The organism is Kitasatospora sp. NPDC091335, from assembly GCF_044757205.1.
Lineage (GTDB): Bacteria > Actinomycetota > Actinomycetes > Streptomycetales > Streptomycetaceae > Kitasatospora.
Window position 1 is genome coordinate 401,161 of the sequence record NZ_JBIVUM010000001.1, and the last position, 25,607, is coordinate 426,767.

The 25,607-nt window shown below is 71.2% G+C and carries 23 protein-coding genes; 11 read left to right on the plus strand and 12 right to left on the minus strand.

What is annotated here, in order from left to right:
- Positions 1-85: 85 nt before the first annotated feature.
- Complete coding sequence (locus ACIQOW_RS01820; protein ID WP_401078581.1) at positions 86-1,348, minus strand: transcriptional regulator; 1,263 nt, start codon at positions 1,346-1,348, stop codon at positions 86-88.
- Positions 1,349-1,645: 297 nt separating this feature from the next.
- On the opposite strand from ACIQOW_RS01820, the gene ACIQOW_RS01825 reads away from it, so the two are divergent.
- From ACIQOW_RS01825 to ACIQOW_RS01835, 3 genes are all read left to right on the plus strand, one after another.
- Complete coding sequence (locus ACIQOW_RS01825; RefSeq protein WP_401079767.1) at positions 1,646-2,764, plus strand: radical SAM protein; 1,119 nt, start codon at positions 1,646-1,648, stop codon at positions 2,762-2,764.
- A 1-nt stretch (position 2,765) separates the two neighbouring features.
- Complete coding sequence (locus ACIQOW_RS01830) at positions 2,766-2,963, plus strand: hypothetical protein (protein WP_401078584.1); 198 nt, start codon at positions 2,766-2,768, stop codon at positions 2,961-2,963.
- 96 nt (positions 2,964-3,059) lie between these two features.
- Complete coding sequence (locus ACIQOW_RS01835; RefSeq protein ID WP_401078587.1) at positions 3,060-3,905, plus strand: GNAT family N-acetyltransferase; 846 nt, start codon at positions 3,060-3,062, stop codon at positions 3,903-3,905.
- Positions 3,906-4,120: 215 nt separating this feature from the next.
- Here the strand turns inward: ACIQOW_RS01835 and ACIQOW_RS01840 are convergent, their stop codons facing one another.
- The 9 genes from ACIQOW_RS01840 to ACIQOW_RS01880 all read right to left on the minus strand — a co-directional run bounded on the left by ACIQOW_RS01840 (position 4,121) and on the right by ACIQOW_RS01880 (position 14,255).
- Positions 4,121-5,689: a long-chain fatty acid--CoA ligase gene (locus ACIQOW_RS01840; protein ID WP_401078590.1), complete on the minus strand. Its 1,569-nt coding sequence runs from the start codon at positions 5,687-5,689 to the stop codon at positions 4,121-4,123.
- Positions 5,686-6,933, minus strand: coding sequence for a 5-aminolevulinate synthase (gene hemA, locus ACIQOW_RS01845; protein ID WP_401078593.1), 1,248 nt, complete (start codon positions 6,931-6,933; stop codon positions 5,686-5,688). Before hemA ends, ACIQOW_RS01840 begins: the two co-directional genes overlap by 4 nt.
- A 32-nt stretch (positions 6,934-6,965) precedes the next feature.
- The gene (locus ACIQOW_RS01850) at positions 6,966-8,546 is read right to left on the minus strand and encodes a class I adenylate-forming enzyme family protein (RefSeq protein WP_401078596.1); all 1,581 of its coding nucleotides are present in this window, start codon (positions 8,544-8,546) and stop codon (positions 6,966-6,968) included.
- Between the two features lie 64 nt (positions 8,547-8,610).
- Positions 8,611-9,438 carry a class I SAM-dependent methyltransferase gene (locus tag ACIQOW_RS01855; protein WP_401078598.1) on the minus strand — a complete coding sequence of 276 codons (828 nt, stop codon included), beginning with the start codon at positions 9,436-9,438 and terminating at the stop codon, positions 8,611-8,613.
- 25 nt (positions 9,439-9,463) lie between these two features.
- Positions 9,464-9,706, minus strand: a complete 243-nt coding sequence (locus ACIQOW_RS01860) for a phosphopantetheine-binding protein (RefSeq protein WP_401078600.1) — start codon at positions 9,704-9,706, stop codon at positions 9,464-9,466.
- A gap of 119 nt (positions 9,707-9,825) precedes the next feature.
- Positions 9,826-10,668, minus strand: a complete 843-nt coding sequence (locus ACIQOW_RS01865; protein ID WP_401078602.1) for a hypothetical protein — start codon at positions 10,666-10,668, stop codon at positions 9,826-9,828.
- Positions 10,668-11,534, minus strand: a complete 867-nt coding sequence (locus ACIQOW_RS01870; protein ID WP_401078604.1) for a diiron oxygenase — start codon at positions 11,532-11,534, stop codon at positions 10,668-10,670. Before ACIQOW_RS01870 ends, ACIQOW_RS01865 begins: the two co-directional genes overlap by 1 nt.
- Before the next feature lie 25 nt (positions 11,535-11,559).
- A complete protein-coding gene (locus ACIQOW_RS01875) occupies positions 11,560-12,843 on the minus strand; it encodes a cation:proton antiporter (protein WP_401078606.1) in 1,284 nt (427 codons plus the stop codon).
- Positions 12,840-14,255: an NAD(P)/FAD-dependent oxidoreductase gene (locus tag ACIQOW_RS01880; RefSeq protein WP_401078609.1), complete on the minus strand. Its 1,416-nt coding sequence runs from the start codon at positions 14,253-14,255 to the stop codon at positions 12,840-12,842. The genes ACIQOW_RS01875 and ACIQOW_RS01880 overlap by 4 nt, the downstream gene beginning before the upstream one ends.
- 252 nt (positions 14,256-14,507) lie before the next feature.
- Here ACIQOW_RS01880 and ACIQOW_RS01885 point away from each other — a divergent pair, with 252 nt between their 5' ends.
- The 7 genes from ACIQOW_RS01885 (at position 14,508) to ACIQOW_RS01915 (ending at position 23,811) form a co-directional block, all read left to right on the plus strand.
- A complete protein-coding gene (locus tag ACIQOW_RS01885) occupies positions 14,508-16,058 on the plus strand; it encodes a carboxylesterase/lipase family protein (RefSeq protein ID WP_401078612.1) in 1,551 nt (516 codons plus the stop codon).
- A gap of 48 nt (positions 16,059-16,106) precedes the next feature.
- Positions 16,107-18,227, plus strand: coding sequence for an aminodeoxychorismate synthase component I (gene pabB / locus ACIQOW_RS01890; RefSeq protein ID WP_401078615.1), 2,121 nt, complete (start codon positions 16,107-16,109; stop codon positions 18,225-18,227).
- Positions 18,224-19,033 carry an aminotransferase class IV gene (locus ACIQOW_RS01895; protein ID WP_401078619.1) on the plus strand — a complete coding sequence of 270 codons (810 nt, stop codon included), beginning with the start codon at positions 18,224-18,226 and terminating at the stop codon, positions 19,031-19,033. Before pabB ends, ACIQOW_RS01895 begins: the two co-directional genes overlap by 4 nt.
- A gap of 101 nt (positions 19,034-19,134) precedes the next feature.
- A complete protein-coding gene (locus ACIQOW_RS01900; RefSeq protein ID WP_401078622.1) occupies positions 19,135-19,464 on the plus strand; it encodes an ArsR/SmtB family transcription factor in 330 nt (109 codons plus the stop codon).
- Positions 19,465-19,528: 64 nt separating this feature from the next.
- Complete coding sequence (locus ACIQOW_RS01905; protein WP_401078625.1) at positions 19,529-20,704, plus strand: 3-deoxy-7-phosphoheptulonate synthase; 1,176 nt, start codon at positions 19,529-19,531, stop codon at positions 20,702-20,704.
- Between the two features lie 242 nt (positions 20,705-20,946).
- On the plus strand, positions 20,947-22,326 hold the full coding sequence (locus ACIQOW_RS01910) for an MFS transporter (RefSeq protein WP_401079769.1): 1,380 nt from the start codon (positions 20,947-20,949) through the stop codon (positions 22,324-22,326).
- Between the two features lie 339 nt (positions 22,327-22,665).
- Positions 22,666-23,811, plus strand: coding sequence for a LuxR family transcriptional regulator (locus ACIQOW_RS01915; RefSeq protein ID WP_401078628.1), 1,146 nt, complete (start codon positions 22,666-22,668; stop codon positions 23,809-23,811).
- Positions 23,812-23,979: 168 nt separating this feature from the next.
- Here the strand turns inward: ACIQOW_RS01915 and ACIQOW_RS01920 are convergent, their stop codons facing one another.
- Both ACIQOW_RS01920 and ACIQOW_RS01925 read right to left on the minus strand, forming a co-directional pair.
- Positions 23,980-24,237 (minus strand): hypothetical protein, encoded by a 258-nt coding sequence (locus ACIQOW_RS01920; RefSeq protein ID WP_049658025.1) that lies wholly within the window; start codon positions 24,235-24,237, stop codon positions 23,980-23,982.
- A gap of 99 nt (positions 24,238-24,336) precedes the next feature.
- Positions 24,337-24,735, minus strand: coding sequence for an ACT domain-containing protein (locus ACIQOW_RS01925; protein WP_188296051.1), 399 nt, complete (start codon positions 24,733-24,735; stop codon positions 24,337-24,339).
- Between the two features lie 175 nt (positions 24,736-24,910).
- Between ACIQOW_RS01925 and ACIQOW_RS01930 the strand changes: the two genes are divergently transcribed.
- Positions 24,911-25,576: a PadR family transcriptional regulator gene (locus ACIQOW_RS01930; protein WP_401078632.1), complete on the plus strand. Its 666-nt coding sequence runs from the start codon at positions 24,911-24,913 to the stop codon at positions 25,574-25,576.
- Positions 25,577-25,607 lie beyond the last annotated feature (31 nt).

Sequence of the window (25,607 nt, forward strand, 5' to 3'; positions counted from 1 at the left end):
CCTGTTTCTGGGTGTGCGGTGGCGATCGTGTGGCGGTGAGAACGGTCGAAGCAGCGTCCAAGAGCCCCCGGTAGCCTCGTTGCAGCTAGCCGGCCAGCGCCTCTCCGAGCAGCGCGTACGGCCGACCGGTGAGCCGGCGATGCAGCGTCTCGGTGCGGGATCGGATCAGGCCCTCACGGTAGGCGGCCGGCAGCCGCTCCCACACTCCGGACGCCATCTCGGCCGCACCGGTCGGGTCGCCGTCGACGCGGAGGCATGCGGCGGTGTCCACTGCCAGCAGGGCGCGCGCCATGACCGACGGAGAGTCCGTGAGCGCCAAGGCGTCCTCCTGCGCCTGGTAGGCGCTGCCCGTGTCCCCCAGCAGTGTGTACGCCTGCGACAGGTGCACGTGGTGCTTCTGCTCGGGGTAGCCGAACCAGGTGTCGGCCGCCTCGGCGCCGTTCAGGCGCTCCGCCAGATTCCGCGCGTCGTCCACCGCTCGCCGGGCGCCTTCGAGGTCGCCGGAGGCTGCCAGAGCACGCGCTGTGACGGCCGCAGCGAGCGCTGCGGCCGCCGTCGGGCTGCTCCCCGCCTCCCGCCGGGCCTGCTCGGCGACCCGAGCGGCCGCCCCGGGAGCGCCGTAGTTGAGCGGGACCATGGCGTGCCGGGCCAGCACCCACGCGATCATCCGCTGATCACCGGACTCCCGCGCGGCCTGCTCGGCGGTGGCGAACCAGCGGTAGGCGTCGCGCTGGTCACCGCGGTCGTGCTGGACGATGGCCACCAAGCCCGCGATGCCTGCCGCCGTCCGGGCGAGGTCCGCACGGGTACGCGCCGGGTGAGGTCGGTTCAGCACCTCTCCCAGCAGATCGAGATCACCCATCATCTCGGCCAGCACCGCCCCCGGTGCCCGGCCGCGGTAGCCGCCCCGGTGCTGCTCGAACGCCGACTCCAGGTAGGCGAGATCACCCTCTCCGGATGGCCTGAGCGCTGCGGTGATCCCCTCGTGGGCCTGTGCGATGCCGGGCAGCGCGACGAGGCCGGCGGCTGCTCCTATACCTGCTCCGATGAACTTCCGCCTGTCCACGCTGTTGCCCTTCGTGCTGCGCCCACTCCGGTACCGCCGGGAGGCGGCGGCGGCCTCGGACACCTGGCCCACGGTCAGACCGTAGGCGTCGGCGATCCCCTGGTACGAGGGTTTCTGCGGAATTCGCCTCTCGGTTTCCCACCGCTTGATGGTCTCCCAGTCGCACCACTCGCCACTTGCGGCGGCGACCAACTCTGCCTGCTCGGCGCGCGTCTTCTTCGGATGCGCCTCGCGGATCTCCCGCAACAGTCGGCCGATCCCGTCCAGGCTGACACCGCTCACCTGCGGCCCCCTAGCTCATAGTTGACAGGGCATCAATTCTGGCCTCCCGGTGGTCCCCTGGTGGAAAACGCACCCCTTCGTGGCCCCTCTCCTACGGCATGCCCGCGCCGTTCAATGACTAACAGCCACCCGGTGCGAGGAATGACCGATCCTCTTCGGTCCCGTGGACGAGCGCCGGGCAGCCCCTGACTACCGGAGGCCGCCCTGACGGCCATGACGACGCTGCTGCTCACCGAGCGCGGCCCGATCCATGCCGACACCGACGAGGCAGAACCGCTCGGCGAAGGAGGGGAACACGTGCACGACCTGATCGCCAGTCCGTTCCTGGACGAATACCTGTTGGTGCGCCCTGGTGGCCGGGGCGGTCTCCGGCTCCCGCAGGCCAACTACGAGGAGCTGCGTGCCCACGACCCCGCCCGGACAGCTCCCTCGTGGCTGGCGGATGCCGTGCGCGCCCAGTGGGCCGACCTGGACGTGACCGGCCGTCCTGCGGGTGACGTCCTGCTGGTCCGGCAGCCCTCCACGTGGGGCTACTCGCGAGCCAGCTGGGAGATCAACCTCGGCTGCAACTACACGTGCAAGCACTGCTATCTCGGGCTCAAGGTCAACTCGGGTATGCCGCTCGCGGACAAACTCACCTGCCTGGGCATCATGGCCGAGGCCGGCGTTCTCTGGATCCAGATCACCGGGGGCGAGCCCACCGTGGACCGGGACTTCATGCCCTCGTACCGCCGCGCGTTCGAGCTGGGCATGATGATCACCGTCTCCACCAACGCCTCGTTGCTGTGGCGGGAGAACCTGCTGGAGATGTTCCGCGAGCGCCCGCCCTACCGGGTCACGGTGTCGATGTACGGGGCGACCAAGGCCGGCTACGACGAGCTGACCCAGCGGCAGGGCGCCTGGGACCTGTTCATCCAGGGCATGAACGCCGGCCGCAGGGCCAAGCTGCCGCTGCGGATGAGCATCATCGTCACCGAGGACAACGCCACCGAGGAACAGGCGATGATCGCCCTGTGCGAAGGCTGGGGGCTGGAGTACAACGTCTTCACCAACATGACTCCGACGATCTACGGCGGGGCGGAGTCGCTGACCGCGCAGTCCAAGGAACACCTGCGGATGCGCAAGCCGTTCGGCGGCTGCAACGCCGGACACACCTTCTTCCACACCGACCCACACGGGCTGGTGTCCATCTGCAAGATCGGCCGTGACGACCAAATCAGCCTCCCCACCGAGGGGATCGACGGCCTCGCCCGGCTCGGCGCCATCGCCGACCGCCTCATGCTTCGCACCGGTGGATGCTCCGGCTGCCGGCTCTCCGGCGCGTGCACCGTGTGCCGGCCGCTGGCCAAGCACTACCAGGAGGCGAAGGCACCACTCGCAAGTTACTGCCAGCACGGGATCAAGAAAGCAGGGTGACATGACTGCTGTAGCTGTCGAACTCTCTCCGAGGCGTCCGCTCCAGGACGACGGTCCGGCCCAGCGCCTGCCGTACCTCACGCGGCCGATCGCGGCCCCGACCCCGCCCGTCATCGAGATCATCGCCGTCGGCGACCTGGACGACGTCATGGACAGCGTGAAGTGCTCGTGCAACGCGGGCGACGACAACCCGCACTGAACCACCCGCTGATCGCACCTGATCAGTAACGCTCAGGCCCCGGCGCTCTCCGCGTCGGGGCCTGAGCCGTGCAGGGCCGGCGAGTAGGGTGCGGGTATGGATCTGCGCTGGGACTTGCTGCGCCCCGTGATGTGCGTCCCGTATCTTCCGACGCTCGGGCCACTCCACCCCGACGCTGTTTCCGCTGAGCTTCTGGCCGAGGTGTTCGCCGTCGCCGGCACTGGAGAATTCCTGCCGCACGACAAGGACCGGCGGTGGTCCGACCACAAGGACGAGCAAGTCCTGGTGGACGCCGTCGTTCAGGACCAGGCGCGCACGCTGATCCCCACCATCACCGGTCGCGGCATCCTGCGCGTCCATCTCTACGGCGCCTGCGAGCACCGGCAGGAGGCCGAGGAGCTGGCCGCCAAGCTCGCCGCCGGGCGCGACGCGTCTCAAGCCCGTGTGGTGTGGTTCCAGAACGCCCCCGACCCAGTGGCCGCCTCTACCCGTGTACAGCTCCGTACCTTCGACCAGGACGCACCGGCCGTCGAGGGAATCGAGGCCCTCGGCCAACAGCCGGAAGCCATCCGGACCACCTTCCCCGAGTTCGCCGAGAAGTTGGCCGGCGAGGGCTTCGTGTTCCTGCACTCCCGGATCGACAGCGTCGGCCCCGTGCTGGTCGCCGTCCGGGACGAGCACGTAGTAGGCGCGACCGGCCCCATGGAGACCATGGCCGACCCCATCGGCAGGCGACGACTCCTCCCGCAGTACTTCGGTGTTCTGCCGGAATACCGCGGTCTCGGCCTCGGGCGGCTCCTGTGGCGCGCGGCGATGCACTGGGGCAAGGAGTACGACGCCGACTACCAGCTCTTGCAGACAGCTGCCGGGGGCGCATCCGACCGGCTGTGCCGGAGCGAGGGCCTGGCCGACCTCGGATTCGTCTGCACCACCACCGTCTGACGAAGCCCTCTGAAGAAGCCGGCTGAGTGGCGGCCTCCGGAGGTGTGGCGATTGCGCGGCGACCGGACTGCCGGGGACGGCGTTTCCGCAGGTGGCTACCCTGGGGCGCTGCCCCCGGAGGGGCCTCCGACCCGCGTCGGAGGCCCCTTCCGGCCGTTCGGGGCAGGCCCGCTCGGGCGGGCCGCCGCTCCCCTCGTCCCGTCGGGTTCCCGCAGTCACGGCCCCGGGTGCGGAGAGGCCTCCGTCCCGTCCCGCTCGGACAGCAGCCGGGAGACCAGGAGGCGCTTGAGGACCTTCCCGCTGGGGCCCAGGGGCAGCGAGTCGGTGAACTCGACCCGGCGGGGGTACTTGTAGCCGGCCAGGGCCTCCCGGCTCCAGTCGATGATGTCGGCCGCCAGGTCCGGGGACCGCGCGGACTCCGGCCGGGGCACCAGGACCGCGCAGACCTCCTCGCCCAGGCGGTCGTCCGGAACGCCGATCACCGCGGCCTGGGCGACGGCGGGATGCCGCAGCAGCACCTCCTCGACCTCGCGCGGGTAGACGTTGTAGCCGCCGCGGAGGATGACGTCCTTCTTCCGGTCGACCAGCCGCAGACGGCCGTCGGCCTCCAGCACGCCCAGGTCGCCCGAGCGGAACCAGCCGTCGACGAGCACGGCGGCCGTCTCCTCGGGGAGCCCGAGGTAGCCGGACATCACGTTGTGGCCGCGGACGACGACCTCGCCCACGTCCCCCGGGGGCAGCAGCGCGACGCGGCCCTCGACGTCGGCCCGGGCGATGGCGACCTCGACACCGTCGATCGGTGTCCCGACCGTGCCCGGTCGGACGGGCGACCCCGGCATGTTGTAGGCGACGCAGGGGGAGGTCTCGGTCAACCCGTACCCTTCGTACACCGGGCAGCCGAACACCTCGTTGACCCGGTTCAGCACCGGTACCGCCAGCGCCGAACCGCCGCTGTACGCCCGCCGCAGCCGCGGCGCGGGCACCCCGTCGGCGACGGCCGCGAGCAGCGCGTGGTACATCGTCGGCACGCCCATGAACACGGTGCAGCCGTGCCGGGCCATCAGTTCGAGCGCGGGCACCGCGGTGAACCGGGGCATCAGGACGACGGTGGCGCCGACGTGGAACGCCGTGCCCATGAGGCAGGTCTGGCCGAAGGTGTGCGACAGCGGAAGGGCGCAGAGCAGCACGTCGTCGGGCCGCACGTCGAACGGGGCCGCGGCCGTCACCTCGATGTTGGTGACGATGTTGCGGTGGGTGAGCACGGCCCCCTTGGGGCGGCCGGTGGTGCCCGACGTGTACAGGATCGCCGCGACGTCGTCGGGGGAGCCGGCGAAGTGGCTGGGGACGGGCGGGGCCGGATCACGCGGGTCGAGCCGTACGGCGTCGCGGTGACCGGCCCCGACCGTGAACAGCGTGACGCCCGCGGCGGCCGCCGCCGTCGCCCCCTCGTCCGCCGTCGCCTCCGCGCAGACCAGTGCCCGGGCGCCACTGTCGGCGAGCACGAACTCGATCTCGCCGGACCGCAGTTGCGTGTTGAGCGGGACCACGGTGGCGCCCAGGGCGAGCGCGCCGTAGTAGACGACGGGGAATTGCGGCGTGTTGGGGAGCAGTAGCGCGACCCGGTCGCCGGGCCCGATCCCGTGCCGCCGCAGCTCGGCCGCGCAGGTGCGGGCCCGCTCCCACAGCAGCCCGTAGGTGACGGAGGAGGAGTCCCAGATCAGCGCCGGCTCGTCCGGCCGCCGTGCCGCGGTGTCCGCGAGCACGGCGGCCAGTGGCCGTGTCACCGTGTGCCCCCGGCGACCGGGGGCGATCCCTTCCGCTCGGAGGCGCCCGGGATGCCGAGGTCCAGCCAGATCCCCGCGAGCGCCTCCGCGAACTTCCGCACGTCGGCCGTGCTGTGGGTCGCCGACGGCGCGATCCGCAGCAGCTCCTCACCCGCGCGCACGCTGGGGGCGTTGATCGCCTGCACGTAGATGCGGTGCTGGTCGAGCAGCCGCGCCGACGCCTGCTTGCACAGGGCGTCGTCGCTGACGACCGCGGAGACGATGTGCGAGTCGGAGGACCTGAAGGGGATGTCGGCGTCGTCCAGCAGGCTGTGCAGCAGCTGGGCGTTCTCGGCGAGCCGCAGACGTTCCGTCCCGTCCACCCGCAGGTGCCGCACCGCGGCCAGCGCGCCCGCCGCGACGGCCGGCGGCAACGAGGTGGTGAAGACGAACGCGCGGGAGACGGCTCTCACGTGACCGATGAGGTCGCTCGGGCCCGCGATGTAGCCGCCCACCGTGCCGAGCCCCTTGGCGAGGGTGCCCATGACGACGTCGAACCGGTCCGCGATGCCTTCGCGCGCCGCGATGCCGGCGCCCTGCGGCCCGTACATGCCGATCGCGTGCACCTCGTCGAGGAAGGTGGTCGCACCGAAGCGCTCCGCCAGCTCGGCGATCTCGGCGAGCGGCGCGACATCGCCCGACATCGAGTAGACCGACTCCAGCACGATCAGCTTCGGCAGCTCCGGGTCGGTCTCGGCGAGCAGCCGCGCCAGGTGCTCGACGTCGTTGTGCCGGAAGATCCGCTTGGTGGCGCCGCTGTGCCGCAGCCCGTCGATGATCGAGGCGTGGTTCAGCTCGTCCGAGAACACCACCGTGTCGGCCGGGGTGCCCGCGAGCACCGTCAGCGCGCCGTCGTTGGCGGTGTACCCGGAGGTGAACAGCAGCGCCGCGTCCTTGCCGTGCCAGTCGGCGAGCTCCCGCTCCAGCTCGACGTGCAGGTGGTTCGTGCCGCCGATGTTGCGCGAACCACCGGAACCCGCACCGAACCTGGCCACCGCCTCGTGGACGGCTTCCAGCACCCGCGGATGCTGGCCCATGCCGAGGTAGTCGTTGCTGCACCACACGCTGACCTCGGTGTCACCGGTGGGGATGCGTGCCACGGCGCTGGGGAAGTCCCCGGCGCGCCTGCCGATTTCGAGGAACTCACGGGAAGGTGTCCGGGTGGGCGTCAGGTCGGTCGTGAAGTGCTCCAGATGCGTGGGCATGCTCTCCGCTCCATGGTGGGTTGGGCTTGCTGTCAGACGTGCGACGTGTGCTCCAGCCGCAGGCGTGGCTTGTCGGGCTTCCCCGCCCCGTTCAGGGGGATCTCGTCGAGGACGTGCATCCGCTCGGGGGCGTGCGCCGGCGACAGGATGTTGCCGAGGTGTCCGCGCACCTCGTCGAGGCTCACCGAAGCGCCCCGGCGCAGGGTGAGCGCCGCGTGCAGGTGCTCCAGACCGTCCCGGCCCAGGAAGCCGTAGACGACCGCCTGCGAGATGCCCGGGATCGTGAGCATCGCGCGCTCGACGACCGTGGGGTACACCTTGACCCCGTCGATCTTGACCATGTCGGCGACCCGGTCGAGCAGGTGCAGGTAGCCGTGCTCGTCGAGGTGGCCGATGTCACCGGTGTGGTACCAGCCGTCGCGCAGCACCCTGGCGGTCAGCACCTCGTCGAGGTAGCCGTCCATGAGGTGCGGGGACCGGACCCGCACCTCGCCGACCAGGCCGTCGCCGAGCGGGGCGCCGGTCTCCTGGTCGCTGATCCCGATCTCGACACCGGGGAACGGCCGCCCCACCGTCGTCACCAGCTTCGGGTCGGCGTGGTCCTCGGGCGTCAGACAGCTGATCCTGGCGCTCTCGGAGGTGCCGTACTGCTGGAAGAGGTGCGGACCGATCAGCTTCACGGCCTCGGCGAGGCGGGACGGCGCCGCCGGGCTCCCGGCGTAGTCGACGCGGCGCAGTCCGGCCAGCGCGGCGACCGCCGGATCGTCCGGGCCGAGGTCCGCGAGCCGGTCGAGGACCCGGTACAGGTGACTCGTGGCCATGAAGGTACGGGTCACCGCGTGCTCGCCCACCGCACGGATCCAGGGGTCGGGCGCGAACTCCTCCAGCAGGACCAGCCGGCCTCCGTCGATCAGCGCGGCATCGGCGAGCTGGGCGACCGTCTGGCTCAGCGGGGTGCCGACCAGCGCCGTGATCAGCTCGGCCTCCCGGCCCTGGGCGATGGTCCCGTGGACCACGCTGTCCCAGGACCGCCGGGACTTCCTGATCCCCTTGGGCCGCCCGGTGCTGCCGCTGGTGAACGCGATGGCCGCCAGGTCCTCCGGCGACCAGGGGACGGGCCGGGCCGGGCCCGGGTCGTCGCCGGGCACGACCCGCCCCGGGCCGGGCACACCGGGGCCGATCAGTGGCAGGCCGGCCGCCCGGGCGAGCCCGGCCGCCCGGTCGCCACTGTCCGGATCGGCGTAGAGCACGGCGGCCCCGGTGGTCCGGAGGATCTCCAGCTGGTCGTCGACCGCCAGCATCGCCGCGCTGGATCCCGGGTTGGTGGAGCGCAGGTGCCCGACCGCCGCCCCGAGCAGGTGGGCCGCGTGCCGGACCGCGAGGATGTCCGGGCTGTTCGACGCGGTCAGCACGCCGACGACCGTGCCGCGGGCCACCCCGGACGCGTGCAGCGTCCGGTGGATGCCGGTCACCGAGCGCAGGTGCTCGCCCCCGGTGATCCAGGAACCGCGGTAGTGCAGCACCGGTTTCCCGGGGTCCCGCGCGAGAACGGTCAGCAGTTCGGCGGTGTATCCGCCCGCTGCCGTCCACCACTGTCGACTGTCGGTTGCCATGCTGATCTCTCCCACCGGCCCAAGGGGTTCAGGCGGTCAGGACCCCCGGATGAGGTCGCCGCTCTCAGTTGCCGACGTACTCGGCGCGTACCAGCCAGCTCCGCGAGGGCCCCTTGCGGTCGCGGGGCTGCACCTGGAACGGCCAGTCGTCGTGCGCGGTGCTCGGCTCGCCGGGTTCCTTGACGTCCCGGGCCTTCCAGCCGATCGAGGTCAGGTACTCCTCGGGCTCGTCGGTGCCGAACAGCCAGGGCGTGCCGTCCTCCTCCAGGCTGCGGCGGAACTCCTGGGAGAACGGGCTGCGCAGCAGCGCCTGGCTGACGAAGTCCACGCCCAGCCAGCTGCCCGGTGCCGAAGCCGATCCGAGGACCCGGAGCAGGCCGGTCGCCTGCTCGGGGGTGAGGAAGAACAGCAGGCCCTCGGTGATCCACAGGGTGGGGCGGGTGCGGTCGAAGCCGGCCCGTTCGAGCTCGGGCAGCCACTCCAGGCGCAGGTCGACGGCCACCTCGTGGCGGGTCACCCGCGGCTGTGCGCCGAGCCCGTCCAGCCGGCGGCGCTTCTCCTCCAGCAGCCCCGGGAAGTCGACCTCGTACACCGTCGCGCCGTCCGGCCAGTCGAGCCGGAACGGGCGGGTGTCCATGCCGGCGGCGATGAACACGATCTGCCGGATGCCGTCGTCCGAGAGGATCTCCCTGATGCTCTCGTCGAGGTACCGGGTGCGGATCGCGATGAACGGGGCGAGCCCGCTGCCCCGGTTCTTCTCCAGCAGTTCGAATCCGCGCGGCGCGGCCAGCGCGCGGGCGTAGGGGTCCTGAAAGGTCGAGCTGTCGCCGCGTTCGGTCTCCAACGCCCTTGCCGCGGCTGTCCACTGGGCCGTGTAAGAGACGGCTTCCATGAGTTCCTCCTTGGTCCGGTACGGATCAGGCCGCGACGAAGAACGCCTTCTCGATGGCGGCCAGGGTCTGGAAGTCGCTGATGACGATGTTGTCGAAGTCGATCTCCACGCCGGTGGCGTTCTCGATCACGTAGACCAGCTCGACGAAGGTCAGCGAGTCGACCAGGCGGGTCTCGATGAGGTTTTCCTCGGGGTCGATGGTCTGCCGCTCCGGATGCCGCTTCAGGATCCAGCTGCGGACTTCGTCGATGCTGCCCGTCGTTGCCATGGGTGCTCCTGTTGTCTGGGTTGCGGGCCGTGCACGAAGGGGGGTCGTGGGTGGGGCTCACCGCGAGGCGGCCGGTGCCGGCGGGCCAGGCGGGTTCAGCGGTTCAGGTGGGTCCGGCGTCACGGGATGCGCGGGGCGGCCTCCCGGACCGCCTCCAGCGCCCGCGTCGCGCTGCCGTGCGCGTCGGTCAGCACGGCCAGCCAGCGCTCCAGACCGAAGGCCACACAGCTGGTGAAGGCGTGGCCGGGTGCGTCGGTGAGCCGGATGCGGCAGCGTTCGCCGAAGAAGTTGCGGTGTGTGTTGACCGACGCGATGGCCAGGTCACCGGCCTGGAACTCGTACTTGACCGGGCTGAGCCTGGACATCAGCGCCCGCGCGCCGTCGTTCTCGAAGAACGGGTCCGCGGCGGCTTCCCGGTCCAGGCCGAGTCCCAGGGCCGCGCCGAACGCGGTGATCCGCTCGGTGAAGTCGGCCAGCACCCGCTGGGTGTGCTCGTAGGACCCCAGGGCCACGATCTCGCGCATCTGGAAGCTGGTCAGCCGGCGCAGCGGGACGTAGTGGTCCTCGTTGCGGAAGCACCGGTTCACCAGGGTCACCAGGGTGTCCTCGCCGAGTTCGGCGCCCTCGAAGAACAGGTAGGCGCCGAAGCAGGTGGCGTGCGGCAGGCCGAGCCGGGGCTCCTGGAGATCGGCCGCGGTGAACCGGCCGTCGGCCGGCTTCGGCGGACCGTCCGTCAGGTCCAGCGGGGCCGCGACCAGGGCGAGGTGCGGGAAGTTCGTGTAGACGTCGAACTTCTCCAGGTCGGACACCGGGTACATCGGCGGCGGCAGGATCTCCCGGGCGCCGGCCGCCCGGCCCCAGCCCGTGAAGACGCGGTCCAGTTCGCGCAGCAGATCGGTCTGGTCGGGGTCGAGGATGGCGAGCGCGCCGGTGTGGGCGGCCCGCGCGGAGCCCGCGGCCATCAGATGATCCCGATCTTCTCGAGGAACCTGGAGGTCTTGCGGAAGACGCTGTGCTCGAACTCCGCCCGGGTGGGCGCGGCCAGCAGCTCCTCGCGCACGGCCAGCGGGTCGGCGAGGCCGGCGTCCCGGTAGACGTGCGGGTTGTACAGCGACTCGAAGCTGTACGTCAGGTACCGGCGCAGGTAGCCGGCGATGTCGGCCAGCTCCTGTTCGGTCGCGTTGCGCTTCACGTCGCCGAACAGCGCGGTGACCAGCTCGCGGCCGAACGCGATGTGCCTGGACTCGTCCTGGTGGTGGATCCGGTTGATGCCCCGGATCGTCTCGTGCAGCCGGTCGTCCAGCGCCATCCGGGAGTTGAAGTGGTCGACCAGCTCCTCGAAGATCAGGATCCGGGCGAAGACCAGCAGGCTCTCCACGTCCGACCTCGGGATCTCGGCGGCCGCCCCGGCCGGCTGCCGGTAGATCTTCCCGCCGTAGCGCAGGCAGAACTCGGCGAAGAACCACATGTGCTCGTTCTCCTCACCGATGAAGTGGTGGAAGAACTTCGACGGCGTCTCGAATCCCCTGGTGTGGATGCGGCGGGTGACCTCGATGAGGAGCTCCCGGATGCCGTGCACGTTCAGGCTGTAGAAGTTGATGCTCTCGGCCTTGGAGAGCGCGTGCAGCTGCTGCTCGGTCAGGCGCCCGGCGAGGGAGGTCCCGTGCGTGGTGGTCAGCTCGGGGCTCATCCACCACATGTCCTCCGGCAGGCTGTCGGGCCACTCGAAGAGCCGGTAGGGGTTGTAGTAGTCGTCGATCGACTTGTTGGTCAGCCGGTCGAGGATGTCCAGGAATCGCTGGTCGGAATTGATCAGGTCGCTGACCATGGTGTGCCGCTCCATTCGGGACGTTTCATGCGGGGACGCCGCCGGCCGCCGATCCGGCGGTGGCCGGTGACCGGTCGGGAACCGGCTTCCCGGCCGCCCGGTCGCGGTCCGCGTCGACCAGGCGCGGGGGGTACAGGATCCGGAGCGCCGGTCCGGTCATCACGGTGGTCAGCACCGCCATGAGCACCATCAGTGAGTACAGTCGCTGGTCCACCAGGCCGAGTTGGAGTCCGGTGGTGAGAATGATCAGTTCGGTGAGCCCCCTGGTGTTGACCAACGCGGCCAGTACCGCGGAGCGGCGCCAGTCGAGCCCGGACCACCGGGCGCCGGCCGTCGCGCCGAGGTACTTCCCGCCGACCGCGACCAGCATGATCGCGCCGAACTCGGCCAGGCCGGACACCCCGAGCCGGGACAGGTCGACCTGCGCGCCGGCCACCACGAAGTAGACCGGCAGCAACAGGTACTCGGCGAGCAGGCCCAGCCGGTGGCCGGCCGGCTCGTCCAGCCCGCCCGGGCCCGAGGGCATCACCAGGCCGAACAGGAACGCGCCGAAGATGAAGTGCAGGCCCAGCCACTCCGTCGCCGCGCCGCAGCCGAACAGCCCGATCAGGGCCACCACGAACGGCTCGCGGAGCCGCCCCTGCCGCGTCCGCCGGCCGGCCCACCGGGCCAGCAGCGGCCGCAGCACGCCGAACACCAGGGCCAGCATCGGAATCATCAGCAGCAGCCGCCACTGGGTCTGGCCGGAGGCCACCATGACCGTCACGGCCAGCGCGGACCAGGCGATCAGGTCCCCGATCGCGGCGCTGGCCAGGGCGATGCCGGCCACCGGGGTGGCCAGCATCCCGCGGTCCTGGACGATGCGGGCCAGCACCGGGAACGCCGTCACCGACATCGCGGTGCCCATGAACAGCACGTACCCCGGCGATCCTCCGCCGGACGGCACGACCACGAACGCGGCCAGCAGGCAGGCGAGGGCGAACGGCACCACGATCGAGCCGGCCGTGGTGGCGAGGACGACCCCGGTCCGCCGGCGCGGCGGATGCCGGGTGAGCTCCTGGCCGATCAGGAACAGGAAGAGGGCGATCCCGAGGTTGCCGAGCGCGCGCAGCACCAGGTGGATGTCGGCCGGGAAGAGGGCGCGTTCCACCGCGTCGGGCATCAGGGTCGGGCCGAGCAGGATGCCGGCCAGGATCTCCCCGATCACCGAGGGCTGGCCGAGCCTCGTGGCCAGTGAGCCGAGCGTCTTGGCCACCACCAACACCACGGCGAGCACCAGCAGGAGCGTGATGCTCTGGCTGGAGGTCACTCCGCCCCGACGGCGGGTTCGACCAGCCGCCGGATGCGGAGCTTCGGCTTCAGTTCGAGGTACAGCCCGCCCACGGCCTTGTCCGGCGACGAGGGCATCGAGTTCATCGCCTCGTTGTGGCCCGCGAGGATGCCGCCCTCCGTGTCGAGGTCGCCCTGGGAGCGGATGCGGTCGGCCACCTTGTCCAGCGCCGCGGTGCCGTCCTGGCTGTCGTCCAGGTCCTCGACGCCGGTCACGATGTGCAGGAACGACTCGTACAGGTTGAGCATGTGCCGTTCGCGCCGGGTCAGCTTGTCCGCCTCGAAGAACTGCGACTGGCGGTTGTAGCTCTTGTAGAAGAAGGACACCACCACCAGCAGCCGTTCGTACGCCTGCCGGTACGCCTTGGAGAAGAACGCCTCGGCCTCGTCCTCCGACAGCTCGCCCGCCACGACGGCGGAGATGGACGCGGCGGCCAGCAGCGCGCTGAAGGTGGCGAGGTGCACGCCCGTCGACAGCAACGGGTCCAGGAAGCAGGCCGCGTCGCCGATCATCATGTACCCCGGGCCGGTGAAGCGGTCCGAGATGTACGAGTAGTCCTGCTCGACCTTGAACTCCGGCAGCCGCTCGGCGCCCTCCACCATCTCGGCGACGCGCGGACACTGCGAGAGGGCGTCGAAGTAGAGCTCCTCGATGCCGCCCAGCCGCTCCCGTTCGGCGGCGAACGCCGTGCGCTTGGCCACCAGGCCGATCGAGTGGGTGCCGTCGTGCAGCGGGATCGCCCAGAACCAGCCGTAGGGCACCGAGCAGACCGCGATCGCGCCGGCCGGACCCTTGTCCAGCGGCTTGACCCCCCGCCAGTAGGACCACACCGCGACGTTCTTGAAGGCTTCCTGGTAGCGGCGGTTCTTCAGGTACTTGGTGGCCATCACACCGGACCGGCCGGACGCGTCGACCAGGAAGTCGAACGCGATCTCGCCGGTGACCGACCGGTCGTCGGTGGAGGCCCAGTGGGCCTTCACGGGCCGTCCCTGGTCGAATTCTATCTCGGTGACCCGCACGCCCTGCCGAACGTTCACGCCGAGTTCCTCGGCGTTGTTCAGCAGAATGTGGTCGAATTCGGACCGGATCACCTGGTAGCTGTACCGGCCGGCGCCGCTGAGGTGGTCGAAGTTGAGGTCCCAGTTCTCCGGGCCCCATTCGAAGTACGCGCCGTCCTTGCGGACGAAACCGTGGTTGTCGACCTTCTCCCGGACGCCGAGCAGATCGAGCACGGGAAGCACCGAAGGCAAGATCGACTCACCGATGTGGTACCGCGGGAATGTCGAACTCTCCAGCAGGGTCACCTGGATTCCCTGGCGCGCCAGGAGTCCGGCGGCGGTACTCCCGGCCGGCCCGCCGCCGATGACCAGAACCTGAGTTTGCTCCCCCATTATCCGCTTCCTCGTCTCGAATTCGACGTCAAACTTCGGACGTGGCTGACGCTAGGCTTCGGCCCTCGCCGATCGCAACAGCCGGAAGAGGGTGGCCGGAGGTGGCCACCCTCCGCTTTTCCGGGCGATCGGCAAAAGCCCTGACCGGGGGGATATGGTGAGCGGCGGCGACCGGTATAGCGATGGGTTGCCCCGCGCCGGCCGAATGCGGTCGGCCACTTGCGGCCACCGCCGGCGAAGGCCCTCCCCCCGGTGCGCGGAAGACGGCGGACCAGCGCCGGGAAACGAATCCAGAAAGGACCGTCATTGAGCACGCACGAGAATGCGGCGAAACCGGCTCTGGTCACCACGACCTCGGGCGTCGTCGCGGGAAGCGTCCATGCGGGAGTCGTGTCGTTCAAGGGGATCCCGTACGCGGCGGATCCCTACGGTGCCAATCGTTTCGAGCCGCCGCAGCCGCCGCAGCCGTGGGACGGAGTGCGTGAAGCATTCGAATACAGTGCCTGCGCGCCGCAGCCCAACACCTATTCGCTCGTGGACGCCACACCGCTCTACCCGTGGGACACCGACTGCCTGACCCTCAACGTCTACACCCCCGACCCGGGGGCGGCCCGGCTGCCGGTCATGGTCTGGATACACGCGGGCGGTTACGTCTCCGGCAGCGCCGCCACCTCCCGCGCGGACGGTTCGGTCTTCGCCCGCGAAGGTGTCGTCGTGGTCGCCATGAACTACCGGCTCGGCGTGGACGGATTCCTCTCCGTTCCGGGCGGCACCACGAACGCGGGAATGCAGGACGTGGTCGCCTCGTTGCGCTGGGTGCGCGACAACATCGCGGCCTTCGGCGGTGACCCGGACGCCGTGACGGTGTTCGGCAACTCCTCGGGCAGCGCCATCATCGCGGCGATCGCCGGGACGGCGGCCGCCGAGGGGCTCGTCCACCGGGCCATCCTGCAGAGCCCCTGCCCGTCGCTGGTGGTCGGGGCGGAGGAGGGGGCCGCCGTCGCCGAGCGCGTCCTCGCCGACCTGAACGTCGACGGCGACGTGCGCGACATCCCGCTCAAGGAACTGCTGGGCCGGCGCCACCGCGCCCTGGACGTCCGCTTCCGCGACGCGAACCGCTGGCACCCGTACACCTACTGGTTCAGTCCCTTCATCCCGGTCGTGGACGGCACGCTGTTCCCCGACGCCGACCTCGGTGCGCGCATCCCGTCCTCCGTCGACCTGCTGATCGGCACCAATCGGGACGAGTCGCGCTACTTCCTCATGCGCAACGGGCAGTTCACCTCCGCCACCGAGCAGGACCTGCTCGACGCCCAGCGCGCGTACGACGTCCCGGAGGAGTGCCGAGCCGCCGCCCGCTCCCTCTACGGGCACCTGCCGCTGGGAGAACAGCTCGCCGAGACGGTGACCAACTGGATCTGGCGCGGCCCCACCATCGAACTCACCCGGCTGCACGCCGAGTCCGGCGGCAACACCTTCGCCTACGAGTTCGCCTGGCAGGGGTCGCCGGCCTTCGACGGCCACTACGGCGCGGCGCACTTCCTGGAGGTGCCCTTCCTCTTCGACCAGTTCGACGACCCCGCCTTCGCCCCCCAGGTCGGCCCCGACGCCCCCGTCGAGCTCGGGCGCGCCCTGCGCGACAGCTGGATCGAGTTCGCCAGGAGCGGCAGCCCGGGATGGGCCCGCTACGACGCCGCGGAGCGCTCGGTCATGACGTTCGACACCACCTGCCGCGTGGAGACCGATCCGCGCGAACAGCACCGTGCCGCCTGGGACTCCCGACTCGCCGTCCCCGCCTCGTAGATGACCATGCCGACGCCGAGGCCCGGCGTCCCGTCCGGAAGTGTCCTGATGCGCAGCCTGATCATCGACAACTACGACTCGTACACGTTCAACCTCTTCCAGCTGATCGCCGAGGTGAACGGGCACGAGCCCGCCGTCCTGAAGAACGACGACCCCGTGCTGACCACACTCGACCTGGCGGAGTTCGACAACATCGTGATCTCGCCCGGGCCGGGAAGCCCGCGGACCGCCCGCGACCTGGGGCACGTCAGGGAGGTCCTGGAGCGGGCCGAACTGCCGGTGCTCGGAGTGTGTCTGGGCCACCAGGCGATCGCCCACGGAGCCGGGGCGACGGTCGACCGCGCGCCGCAGCCGCGGCACGGGCACCTCACGAAGGTCCGGCACGCGGGAGACGGACTGTTCAGCGGCGTCCCGCAGGACTTCACCGCCGTGCGCTACCACTCGCTGCGGGTCGAGGAGCCGCTGCCCGAAGCGATCGAGGCCACGGCCTGGGCGGAGGACGGCGTCGTGATGGCGATCCGGCACCGCACCCGCCCCCAGTGGGGAGTCCAGTTCCACCCCGAGTCGATCGCCTCGGAGTACGGCCGCGAGATCATGGCCAACTTCAGGGACCTCACGCTCGCCCGGGCCGGGGCGTCCGGCGGCCCGGCCCGCCGGCCGGTGCGGGAGTCGACGGTGTCCGCCGCGCCGGCCTCCCCGGCGGGCCCGGACGAGGACGCCTACCAGCTCCTCGCACTCACGCTGCCGGGCGCCGTGGACACCGAGGCGGCGTACACGGAGCTGTTCGGGCTGTCGGAGTACGCCTTCTGGCTCGACAGCAGCCGGGTCGAGCCGGGGCTGTCCCGGTTCTCCTTCCTCGGTGACGCCTCGGGCCCGCTGAGCGAGGTGCTGACCTACCGGCTCGCCGACCGCGCGGTGCTGGTGCGGAACGCGGCCGGCAGCCACCGGGAGAGCGGCACCGTCTTCGACGTCCTGGAGAGCCGCCTCGCCGAGCGCAGGCTGACCGATCCGGGGCTCCCGTTCGGCCTCACCGGCGGGTACGTCGGCTACTTCGGCTACGAGCTGAAGGGCGACCTCGGCTCCGTCAACCGGCACAGTGCCGAAACCCCCGACGCGGCCTGGATGTTCGCCGACCGCCTGATCGCCGTCGACCACGAGCACGGGGCCACCCACGTGGTCGCGCTGCACCGCGGCGACCCGGAGACCAGGCGGTCCGCGCGGAAGTGGCTCGACAGCACCGCCGCCACCCTGGCCTCGCTGCTCGACGGGCCCGACGCGGCGGCGGAGACCCCCGACGCGGCCGGCGACGGCACCGATCCGGCCCCGTGGCTGTCCCGGGAGCCGGACGGCTACCTCCGCGACATCGAGGCGTGCCGCGACGAGCTGGTCGCCGGTGAGAGCTACGAGATATGCCTGACCAACAAGGTCAGGATCCCGTTCGCCGGCGACGACCTGACGTACTACCGCAGGCTGCGGGCCGCCAACCCGGTGCCCTACGGGGCACTGCTGCGGCTCGGCGAGGTCACCGTCCTCAGCGCCTCGCCCGAGCGCTTCCTCAGGATCGACGCGGATCGCGTGGTGGAGACGAAGCCCATCAAGGGAACGGCGCCCCGCGGCACCGATCCCGCCGATGACGCGCGACTGGCCGCCGAACTCGCGAACAGCGCCAAGACGCGGGCCGAGAACCTCATGATCGTCGACCTGCTGCGCAACGACCTGGGCCGGGTCTGCGAGGTCGGCGGGGTCGAGGTCCCGAGGTTCATGGCCGTGGAGTCCTACGCCACCGTGCACCAACTGGTCTCCACCGTCAGGGGGGTTCTGCGCCCCGGGGTCGGCGCGGTGGAGTGCGTGCGGCACTGCTTCCCGGGCGGCTCGATGACCGGTGCGCCGAAGCTGCGCAGCATGGAGATCATCGACGGTCTCGAAACGGAGGCGCGGGGGATCTACTCCGGTGCGCTCGGGTACCTCGGGCTGACGGGTACGGCCGATCTCAGCATCGTGATCCGCACCGCGGTACGTCACCGCGACGAGCTGAGCATCGGCGCCGGCGGGGCCATCGTCCTGGACTCCAGCCCGGCCGACGAACTCGACGAGATGCTCCTCAAGGCCCGGGCCTCGCTGCGGGTGCTGCCGCCGCAGCCCTCGGACAGCGGACGGCGCCGACCGTGACCGACCCGCTGACCCGGCGCTGGCGGTGGTCCGAGCCGGACGGCGTCCTCCTCGCCGAGCCGGCCGGCGGGGGAGTGGACGTCATCGACTCCTGGCTGGTCACCGACGGCAGGGTGGTGGCGCTGGACGCCCACCTCGACCGGTTCACCTCCGCCTGCGCCGCCCTGTTCTCCGTACCGGAGCGACGCACCGCGGCCTTCCTGCACGCCGCCGTCCGGCGCGTTCCGGCCGTCGGCCGGTGGTTCCCCCGGGTGGAACTCACCCTCCTCGACGGCGAGCCGGGGTTCCACCTGTGGCTGCGGCCCGCACCGGTCCGGGGCGAGGCCGTCCGGCTCTGGGCGTACGACGGCCCCGACCGGCGGCGGCGGCCGGCCGTGAAGGGGCCCGACCTGGACTGGCTCGCGGACGTCCGGGCGGCGGCTCGGCGCCGGGGCGCCGACGAGGCGCTCATCCTCTCCGGGGACGGCAGGCTGGTCGAGGGGACCACGACCAGCCTGCTCTGGTGGGACGGTGACACCCTGTACGCCCCCGACGCGGCCCGTCCGGACCTGCTGCCGAGCGTCACCCGGAGGACCCTGCTGGGGCTCGCGGCCGCCTCCAGGACCCGGGTCGCCCACGCGTGTCCCCGCCCCCGGGAGCTCGCCGGGCTCGAAACGTGGGTGGTCAACGCGCTGCACGGCATCCGGCCGGTGCGGGAGTGGGTCGGATCCACCGCGGTGGCCGGGCCGGCACGACGGGCTCCGCTCTGGCAGGCGCGGCTGGACGCGCTGGCGTCCGCCGTGGGCCAGAGCCCGGCGGTCGACTGAGAACCGTCCGCCGATCGGACCCAGGACCCTTGCTGCGCAAGGCGGAGGAGGCAATTGTTCGAAAGTCCCGAACTATCGAATTATGTGCTACGTTCATCCACATGAGACCGCTGCCCGAGCCGGCATCCGAGAAACTGACCCTCGCGTCGGTGCTGTACGCGCTCGGTGATCCGGTCCGTCTGGAGCTGGTGTCGTGCGTCTCCACCAGCCCCGGGATGGCCTGTTCGGGCGCCGGCCTGGAAGTGCCGAAGTCGACGCTGACCAACCACTGGCGCATCCTGCGCGAGGCGGGCGTGGTCAGGATGGCGGTCGACGGCCGATGCCGTCGCGTCTGGCTGCGCACCGACGTCCTCGGCACCCAGTTCCCCGGCCTGCTCGACATGGTCCTGCGTCTCACCGAGAACGAATCCACACCCACCGCCGTTCACTGACGGCGACGCGCAACGCACTTGCCTACCCACAAGGCTTGACGGGGGTCTTGCCATGGATTTCGCAGTGATCGCAGCCACACCGGAACGAGACCACCAGCCGGACTGGCCCGACGGGGCGGCGGTCCGCCGGGCCCGGGACGCGCTGGCCGGGGCAGCCCCGCTGGTCACCGCCCCGGACATCGACCGCTTACGCTCCCGGCTCGCGCAACCGGCGTTCGTCCTCCAGGCCGGCGACTGTGCCGAGACCTTCCGTGACAACACACCGGCGTCGGTGGCGGACCGGGTCGCGCTGCTGCGCGCCATGGCCGGGGAGATCGCGGGAGGATCCGGCCGGCCGGTGGTGACGGTCGGCCGGATCGCCGGCCAGTACGCGAAGCCCCGTTCGGCGCCGACGGAAAGCCGCTCGGGGATCACCCTGCCGTCCTACCTCGGCGACGCCGTCAACGGCGAGCACTTCTCGGCGGCACGACGGATCCCCGATCCCCGGAACCTGGTCCACGCCCACGAACACTCCAGGAAGACCCTCTCCTACCTGGCGGGCTCGGGGGTCTTCACCTCCCACGAGGCGCTCCTGCTCGACTACGAGCGGCCGCAGACCCGCCCCGCCACGGCCGAGGGCCGCTTCTACGACCACTCGGCCCACCTGCTCTGGATCGGCGAGCGCACCCGGTCGCTGACCGGACCCCACATCGACTTCGCCGCCGGCATCGCCAATCCGATCGCGGTGAAGATCGGGCCGACCGCCACCCCGACGGTCCTGACGGGCCTGCACGCCGTGCTCAATCCGGACAACGTTCCCGGCCGGCTGGCCTTCATCTTCCGGATGGGCCACCGCCGGGCGTACGACCTCCTCTACGCCATGCTGAGCCGGATCACGGCGGAGGGCTGGACGGACCGGGTCATCTGCGACCCGATGCACGGCAACACGGTCGTCAGCCCGGCAGGGGTGAAGACACGTGTGGTCACCACCGTCGAGGCGGAGACCCGCGCCTTCTTCGGTGCCTGCAACGACACGGGAGTCACCCCGGGTGGGATCCACCTGGAGGTGAGCGGCGAGGACGTCAGTGAGTGCGTCGCGACGGACATCGACGACGCCTACCTCGCCACCGACTACCGCAGTGCCTGCGACCCCCGGCTGAACCCGGGGCAGGCTTCCCGTCTGGCCCGGCTGGTGGGCGAACTGCTGTCGCCGCACCGGGAGTCCACTCCGCTCAGGGAAATGGCGATGTCCGGCACGTAGGCGTCCGCGGCGGGCTCAGGAACCGCCTCCCCGATTTCCACGCTCACGGCGAGGCGGACACCGCCTCGGCACGGGTCTCGTCGGGCTGCCCGCTTCCCGCGGGCGTCCGGCGGGAACCGCACGCCTGCCGTGCGGCTGGAACCTCAGCTCCCGCTCACCGCGGGATCCACCGAACTCGGAAGTGCCCGAAGGGGTTTGCTGTGTCCGTAGAAGCTCGATCAAACCGATCGGTCGTGCTCGCCATGGCCTGCGTGGGGCAGTTCATGGTGCTGCTCGACAGTACTATCGTGGGTGCGGCGCTCCCCGACATGCAGAATCGACTGCACACCGACCTGTCCGGACTGCAGTGGATCGTGGACGCGTACGTCCTGCTGGTCGCGATGCTGTTGCTGTCCGGCGGCGTCTTCGCCGACCGTTTCGGCCGCAAGCGGATCTACCTGTCCGGCGTGGTCGTGTTCACCCTCGCGTCCGTGGTGTGCGCCCTCGCCCCCTCGCTCGACTGGCTGATCGCCGGGCGTGTGCTGCAGGGCATCGGAGCCGCGGCCCTGAGCCCGGGTTCGCTGGCCCTGATCGCCGCCGCCTATCCCGTTCCGCAGGAGCGGGTCAAGGCGATCGGCCTGTGGGCCGGCATCAGCGGAATCGGCCTGGCGGCCGGACCGCTGGCCGGCGGCATCCTGGTGAACGCCTTCGACTGGCGTTCCATCTTCCTGGTCAACGTGCCCATCGGCGTGGTGCTGCTGCTGGTGGCCCTGCCCCGCCTGCGCGAGTCCCGCAACGACAACGCCGCGGCCATCGACGTCCCCGGAACGGTCCTCTCCATCCTGGGCGTCGGGGCGCTGACCTACGGGCTGATCGAGGGCGGCTCCCAGGGCTGGACCTCGGGGACCATCCTGGGCAGCTTCGTCGCCGCGGTCGTGCTCATCGTCGCGTTCCTCGTGGTCGAAGGACGCAAGTCGGCGCCGATGATGCCGCTGCGGCTGTTCCGGAACCCGTTGTTCACGGTGTCCAACTCGGCCATGGTCATGGTCGGTTTCGCGCTCATGGGCTCGGTCTTCTTCTTCTCGCAGTTCTTCGTCACCGTGCAGGGCGCCTCCGTCCTGGTGGCCGGCCTGGAGACCCTGCCCACCTCGCTCGGCATGGCGATCGTCAGCCCGTACGCGGGCCGGCTGGCGGCCAAGTACGGCTTCCGGGTCGTGGTCACCAGCGGTCTGGTGCTGGCCGGGCTGGGGCTGCTGACCCTGGGCTTCGTCCACGCGGACACCGGGTATGTCAACGTCTGGTGGCGCCTGGCGATCATCGGCGCGGGCTTCGCCCTGACGATGTCGCCGCTGACCGGTGCGGCCATCCAGTCGGTCAACCCGCAGGAGGGTGGTCTCGCATCGGGCATCAGCAGCACCTCACGGCAGATCGGTGCCGTGCTCGGCGTGGCGGTGCTCGGTGCCATCGTCACCGGCAGGCAGTCCGGCGGCGCGTCCTTCGAGGCGGGCCTGGACAGCGCCTTCCTCACCGCCGGGGCCGTCTGTCTGCTCACCGCCGTCGGCACCGGCCTGTGGCTGGTGAAGTCCAAGCCCGCGGACGTGGTCGCCCCGCAGCCGGAACGGCAGACGCAGAGCGTCGACTGACCCCTGTCCCGACGCCGTCCCCCCGCCCGTGGCCGCCCGCCCGGCGGGGGGACGGCGACCCGCTGTACCGAAGGCCCGGCGGCCGCACCGGCCGGGCCTGCCATCGCACTGATCTCCGGAAGTGCCGTTCGCAGGAGGGCACTGTCCGGGAGCCGGGCCGGCCTCCACCCTCAGGTGGCCGAAGGCACCCGCCGTCGCCCGTCCCTGGGTATCTCCACAGAAAGGCGTCACACCTCTGATGAGCAACGTCGAGGCAAACCCGATCCACCCGCACGGTGTGTGCTCCCCCGGGTGTACCGCGCCGAGCGGTCCCGCCGGCACGTCCCTACGGCGTCGGACATGAGGCAGGAAGCCGCCGCCATCGACGCCTTCGCGGGGGCGGCGTCGGACATGAGACAGGAAACCTCCGCCATCGACGCCTTCGCGGGGGAGGCGCCGGACACCGCCGCACGGCTCCGGCACCGGCTGGAGAGCATCCAGCCGGATGTGGACGACGAACTCATCGTCCACGTCTACGAGTTCACCCTGGCCCAGCAGTCGGCCACGCTCGCCCGGATATCGGCCGCGCTGCACGTCCCGATGGCCGACGTCAGGCGGGCCGTCGACCTGCTGTGCGAGCTGAAACTCCTGTGGTACTCCCCGACGTTCGAGAGCTTCAGGGCGATCTGCCCGGAGGCCGCGCAGAACGAACTGGTCATCCCCCTACAGCAGGCGGTCAACGAGAAGCGCCAGGAGCTCGCCGGCATCCACGAACGCCTGCACACGATCTCGGGCATCTTCAGCACCCTGAAGACCTCGCGCCAGCGCAACGACAAGGTCGTGACGCTGCTCGATCCGCAGCAGGTGCGGATCCACCTGACGGACTCCCTCCAGCACTGCACGTCGGAAGTCCTGGCCATGCAGCTGTTCGACGCCGAACCGCGGCTCGCCTTCCAGCCGTGCGAGCTGGCGAGGATGGCGCACCGGGTGCCGTTCCGGCTGGTCACCCCGCACTCGGCCCGGGCCAAGGCGCTGTCGAGGACCCGGCTCCGCCAGGTGCTCGATTCCGGCGCCCAGGTCCGTACCACCAACCAGATCTTCGACGACCTCGTCCTCGTGGGCGACGACGTGGCCTACGTGACGCACCAGGCGGAGGACGGGGAGATCCCCAGCACCATCGTCGTCTACGAGCCGATGGTCATCGGCCTGCTGCACCGCATGTACGAGTTCGCCTGGCAGTCCGGCATGGACTTCGACGCCGACGTCGTGTCCTACGGGGAGACGCTGCCCGACCTCAGCGCGGGGATCATGAGCCTGCTCGCGCAGGGCCTGAAGGACGACGTCGTGGCCCGCCGGGTCGGCATCGGGTCACGGACCTTCCGCCGCCACGTCGCCGGAATCATGGACAGCCTGGGCGTCTCCAGCCGGTTCCAGGCCGGGGTCGTCGCGGCCCGGGCCGGACTCATCGACGGTGAGGCGGCCGGAGGTCCCGCGCAGCTGACCTGACGGCCGCGGCAGAGAACACGGACAGGGCCCCCGGCCGCGACAGCGTGCCGGGGGCCCGGCGCGGCGTACTCCGCGTCCGCCTTCCCGGGCGCCCCGGAGGCGCCCGGGCCCCGGCGGACGGGCCGGCCCTTCCGCCCCTTCCTCCCCGCTGCCCGGCGCGCGGCCCCGTCAGGCGGGGCGCGCGCCGACGGCGTCGCGGATCTGGTCGCCGAGGCCGCCGTTGACGCGGGCGCAGTTGGCGCAGCAGAAGAACATGCCCGCCACCTCGACGCCGTGGCCGACGATGCGGACGTCGCACTGTTCGCAGCGCGGGGCGAGCTTCTCCATCGCGCACTCGAAGCTGTCGAAGGTGTAGGTGTCGCCGGTGACCGTCCTGATCTCGAAGGCCAGCCAGTAGTCGTTGCCGCAGGTGACGCAGATGGCCATGACGGCCGTCTCCTTCCGGTGGGGGCGGCGGCCGGGAGCGGCCGCGCGGTCACTCCCAGTCTTGGAGCCTGCCGGGGAGACGGCCACTCGGCGGCGTCGTCAGACGGAGCGGGCTGCGAGGTCCTCCAGGGCCCGGACGGCGCGGTCGGCGTCGTCGGCGGCGACGAACAGGTGGTCGTGGTGGAAGCCGGCCACCACGTTGCAGCTGATGCCCTCCTCGGCGAGCCGGCCGGACACGGCGGCGGTCAGTCCGACGGCCTCCAGCGCCGAGTGGATCCGCAGGGTGATCCAGGCCGCCACGTACTCGTAGCGCAGCCCGAGCGCGTCCGCCTCCTCCTGGGCGACCACCACCGTCATCCCCTCGGGCTCGGCGACGGTCACCACCGGCCGCATGCCGGCGGGCACCCGCGTGGGGAGCGTGCAGTAGACGTACCGCCCCGGGTCGAGCCGCGGGCTCATCCCGCGCAGCAGCGTCGCAAGGTCTCGTTCTGCGGCCATGCCCGCCACCGTAGCGGCTGGACGGGGGATGCGGGGTGCTTCGCGGGCGTGTCGGAATCCGTTGACGAGCGACAGTCGCCGATATATCGTCGAACTATCGAGACAGTAACTCGACTGCCTCGTTGAACCTCAGGGATCCGAGGAGGTGGGCGCGATGCGCTCGGAACGTCAGGGAATGCGGTTCCGTTGGGAGGGCCCGGTGGGCGGCGGGTTCCGCCGTGGCCAGGGCCCGGAGTTCCGGGGGATGCCCGGAGAGGGCGCCGAGGGCCGGGAGGCGTTCGGCGGGTTCGGTCCGCCGTTCGGCGGTGGCGGCCCCGGCCGGCCGATGGGCGGCCCGTACGGGCACGGCTTCGGCGGGCACGGCGGGCGGCGCGGCGGTCCGCACGGGCGGCGCGGTGGCCGGGCCAGGCGCGGTGACGTCAGGGCCTCGCTGCTGGCGCTGCTCAAGGAGCGGCCGATGCACGGCTACGAGATGATCGCCGAGATCGCCGAGCGGACCGGCGGGGCCTGGCGGCCCAGCCCGGGGTCGATCTACCCCAACCTCCAGCTGCTGGAGGAGGAGGGCCTGATCACCGCGGAGGAGGTCGGCGGCAAGCGGCTGGTCTCGCTCACCGAGGCCGGCCGGGCCGAGGCCGACGCCGGGCCGGACGAACCGTGGGCCGAGGCCGGCCGGGAGGTCGACTGGGAGGCCGTCCAGGAGGTCGGCCAGGCGCTCGCCGCCGTCGACCAGGCGATCCGCCAGGTCATGGCCACCGGCACCGAGGCGCAGCGCACCAAGGGCCTGACGGTGCTGACCGAGGCCCGCAAGAAGCTGTACCTCATCCTCGCCGAGGACGACTGACCGGCCCCGGGGCGGGGGCGGGGCGGTGCCG

Coding starts and splice junctions, on each gene's coding strand:
- ACIQOW_RS01860 (WP_401078600.1), bottom strand. CDS start 9,706: ATGGCAACGACGGGCAGCATCGACGAAGTCCGCAGCTGGATCCTGAAG.
- ACIQOW_RS01910 (WP_401079769.1), top strand. CDS start 20,947: ATGGCCTGCGTGGGGCAGTTCATGGTGCTGCTCGACAGTACTATCGTG.
- ACIQOW_RS01880 (WP_401078609.1), bottom strand. CDS start 14,255: ATGGGGGAGCAAACTCAGGTTCTGGTCATCGGCGGCGGGCCGGCCGGG.
- ACIQOW_RS01915 (WP_401078628.1), top strand. CDS start 22,666: ATGAGGCAGGAAGCCGCCGCCATCGACGCCTTCGCGGGGGCGGCGTCG.
- ACIQOW_RS01920 (WP_049658025.1), bottom strand. CDS start 24,237: ATGGCCATCTGCGTCACCTGCGGCAACGACTACTGGCTGGCCTTCGAG.
- ACIQOW_RS01835 (WP_401078587.1), top strand. CDS start 3,060: ATGGATCTGCGCTGGGACTTGCTGCGCCCCGTGATGTGCGTCCCGTAT.
- hemA (WP_401078593.1), bottom strand. CDS start 6,933: ATGCCCACGCATCTGGAGCACTTCACGACCGACCTGACGCCCACCCGG.
- ACIQOW_RS01850 (WP_401078596.1), bottom strand. CDS start 8,546: ATGGCAACCGACAGTCGACAGTGGTGGACGGCAGCGGGCGGATACACC.
- pabB (WP_401078615.1), top strand. CDS start 16,107: ATGCGCAGCCTGATCATCGACAACTACGACTCGTACACGTTCAACCTC.
- ACIQOW_RS01865 (WP_401078602.1), bottom strand. CDS start 10,668: ATGGCCGCGGGCTCCGCGCGGGCCGCCCACACCGGCGCGCTCGCCATC.
- ACIQOW_RS01830 (WP_401078584.1), top strand. CDS start 2,766: ATGACTGCTGTAGCTGTCGAACTCTCTCCGAGGCGTCCGCTCCAGGAC.
- ACIQOW_RS01870 (WP_401078604.1), bottom strand. CDS start 11,534: ATGGTCAGCGACCTGATCAATTCCGACCAGCGATTCCTGGACATCCTC.
- ACIQOW_RS01900 (WP_401078622.1), top strand. CDS start 19,135: ATGAGACCGCTGCCCGAGCCGGCATCCGAGAAACTGACCCTCGCGTCG.
- ACIQOW_RS01930 (WP_401078632.1), top strand. CDS start 24,911: ATGCGGTTCCGTTGGGAGGGCCCGGTGGGCGGCGGGTTCCGCCGTGGC.
- ACIQOW_RS01855 (WP_401078598.1), bottom strand. CDS start 9,438: ATGGAAGCCGTCTCTTACACGGCCCAGTGGACAGCCGCGGCAAGGGCG.
- ACIQOW_RS01925 (WP_188296051.1), bottom strand. CDS start 24,735: ATGGCCGCAGAACGAGACCTTGCGACGCTGCTGCGCGGGATGAGCCCG.